The organism is Bacillus proteolyticus (assembly GCF_001884065.1).
Lineage (GTDB): Bacteria > Bacillota > Bacilli > Bacillales > Bacillaceae_G > Bacillus_A > Bacillus_A proteolyticus.
Genome location: NZ_MACH01000122.1, coordinates 1 through 2,907, shown reverse-complemented (window position 1 = coordinate 2,907; position 2,907 = coordinate 1). Strand labels below are relative to the sequence as shown.

1 protein-coding gene and 2 pseudogenes are annotated in these 2,907 nt (G+C 38.5%); all 3 read left to right on the top strand.

The genetic code is table 11. From position 1 onward, the window contains the following. Positions 1-271, top strand: a pseudogene (locus tag BAQ49_RS21990) (DUF4176 domain-containing protein); the annotation flags it as partial. Beyond that, positions 272-2,404 (top strand): T7SS effector LXG polymorphic toxin, encoded by a 2,133-nt coding sequence (locus BAQ49_RS21985; protein WP_071747043.1) that lies wholly within the window; start codon positions 272-274, stop codon positions 2,402-2,404. It abuts the pseudogene before it with no gap. Positions 2,405-2,421: 17 nt separating this feature from the next. Further along, positions 2,422-2,907 (top strand): annotated as a pseudogene (locus BAQ49_RS21980) (hypothetical protein); the annotation flags it as partial.

Below are 2,907 nucleotides of genomic sequence, written 5' to 3'. Positions count from 1 at the left end.
GGGATTTAACGATTATGTGGTAGATTATCTTGGTTACTTGTGGCCGTTTGGTGAAATGAGTAACACACCAGCAATTTATGTGTCCAATATGATAATTAAGCGAGTTGTTTCACCTGGGATGACGAATGACTGGGAAGAACAATTTGCTTTTACTTTCTTACGAAGTATGCAAGTAGCAAATGGCAAGTTATCCAGTGCCTTTTTACCACTAGATAAAGCACTTGCTTTTTATGAAGCTGTTCATACTTCATCAGAAAGAGAGGCGGATTAAATGGGCTTTCAAGTAGATTTAAAGGAATTCGATGAAATATTGGCAAAACTCCAAAAAGACACCAGTAAAACCAATGATCAACTTGAACAAGCCAAAAACGCATTGAATGGAATCATCCAGGCTGATGCCATGCAGGGTGAAACAGGAAAAGCGATTGTCAACGACATCAATAATAACCAAAATACAGTTGTGATTGGGTTGAAAGATTCCAATGAACTACTTATTATGGAAATGGCGAAAACCTTACAGGATTTTCAGTCAACAACGGGAGAAAGTGATGAGAATGCGGTTATTCTAGAAGATGCATTGCTTCAAGCGCAAAACAAACTTTCCAATCTTCAACCCAAGAAACATGAAATGGATAGTCGCATCTCTAATATTTACAACAGTGTGAACGATTTGGTTTCACTGAGTATGCCGAACAGCCAGTTTGATGAAAAACTGGTTGCAGCCAGCAAAGAACTAGAGGATACGATTCAAAAAGTACAGCAATTTGAAAGTAAAAAAGAAAAAAGCAATGCGGAAAACATTCTCGATGCCCTAAACCAACAAGTTCAAATTGCAGGCAAGATGGGTAGTTTATCTTATACTGATCCGAAACTGCAAGCCTTCTTTGCGCTAGATGATTTGGCAAAAGGCATTCATGAAATGGATACACAAATCACGAAGGCGAAAAAAGAAGCGCAACTGCAAGCTGAAAGAGAAATGAAGAAAAAGCAAGAGGAATGGGCGGAACATCATCCAGTGGAGGCTTGGCTTCAAAACTTTTCCAAAAGTGCCGGTGAGAAATGGGATGTATTGAGAAAAGGTACAAAATGGGTAGGGGAGAACATCCCTTTCCTAAAAGGACTTGCTGATGATGCATTGGTGTTGGAAGGTTTTTTAGGCGCGGCAGGTTCCGCTATTAGTGGGATTGCGATAGGTGCAAGTAAGCTTGGTTCGCTTGTCTGTAACTTGGTTGCATGGGGATGGAACTCTGCAACAGGGCACGAGACAGCCCAATGGAGGATGGACGATATTTATGGAGCTGGTAATACGCTAAAAAATCTTGGACAAGCCATCATCAGCTGGCAGGATTATCCTAGGTATGGTAAGGAACTATTTAACTCCGTAAAAGGTTATGTAGAAAAAGCATTGACCGATCCTTATGCTCTTGGTGGCGCGATATTTGATATTGGTAGTTGTTTTGTCGGCGTCGGTGAAGTAAACGCCGCAGTGAAAGGGTCAGCTGCATTCGGAAAACTCGCAGAGGGTGCAAAAGTCTTTCAAGTAGCAGAGAAAAGCGGTAAAATAGTTGGTAAGTTGGAAGAAGTAGCGGCATTCATGAATAAGTTGCCGGGTAGTATGAAGAATGTTGGGGAGAAGATTAAAAATATTGAGGTCCCGAATTTATTCCCAGAACGTGCGCTAGCTGGCATTGGGAATGTTGGAGAAAGAAAAACACTTGGAGAATTATTTTCTGTTGCTAAGAGTGAAACTAAGGGTACGGTTAAAGGTGGCTCTGGCAGTAACATTACAGACAATATCTCAAAAGAAATTAAAAAGTTAGATAAAGAAATAGAAAGATTGAAAAAAGAGGAAAATGACAAAGAAGTCAAAAGATTAACGCGAGAAAGAAATAAATTGGCCAACAAGTTGGATACGAAAGATGTTATTAGTGATCGTTATGACTTGGAGGTTCCAAAGGAGTATGAAAGAAAAATCGATAATTCAAAATATTTTTCTCATGATAAAGGTGATTTTGGGGAAGAAGTGACAAAAATCTTAGCTAGACAAAATAATTTAGGTAAAGACGTTTCCGATCTATTCCAAGTGGGGAGAAACGGCATAGATGCAGCGTTCCTATCAGAAGGACCGCCGCCAAAGTTAACGATTATTGAATCGAAGGCATCAGATTCCGCTAGTTTTAGTTACTCGGATAAACAGAAAAAGGGCGGAAATGCCTACTTCCAAGACATGGTTAAAAGCAAAGATTCTAGGTATGCCAGTTTTAGAGGTAACTTAGCGGAACTGAGGAAGAAGAATCCTGGTCTACAATTCGATTTTATTAGAGTTGAAACAGATATCAAGATCACTGATATTGGATTCGGCGTTGATGAGTTACAGGTAAAGAACTGGAAGAAAATAGATTAATTCATAGGGAGGATACAATGATAAACCAAAAAAAGTTAGAAATGGCTTTTAAAAGATATAGCAAAAATTTTGTGGATGGAATTAAATTTGAAGATGTTAAAGATGAATATAATGTTAGTAGAAGAGAGAATGAGGAAATCGTTGAGCAAAATGAAACAGAGATAGATCACATACTATTAATAAATCTAGGCCCAATTTCTTCATATCACTTGTCACTATGGAAAAATGATGTATTGATCAGCGGTGGAAACAATGTAGAAGGATTAAAGAACATGCAGAAAGTCTTATTTTACCAGTGCATGGGACAGGATCTCTATACAATCAGGTATCCTGGGATGATGGTGGAATATTCGTTTAGCGAAGTCGTCTTCACATTAATTCATTTTGCAATGTATGGATGGGAGAAAGAAGAAAATATATTATATGATTTTATGGCTCATCACTTCGGTGGACATTTAATGGATGCCAATGAAGAGGATAGACATATTTGGTTTTTGCTAGAG

What these genes read in the sequence shown, in the direction of transcription:
- BAQ49_RS21985 (WP_071747043.1), top strand. Translation starts at nt 272, where the DNA reads ATGGGCTTTCAAGTAGATTTAAAGGAATTCGATGAAATATTGGCAAAA.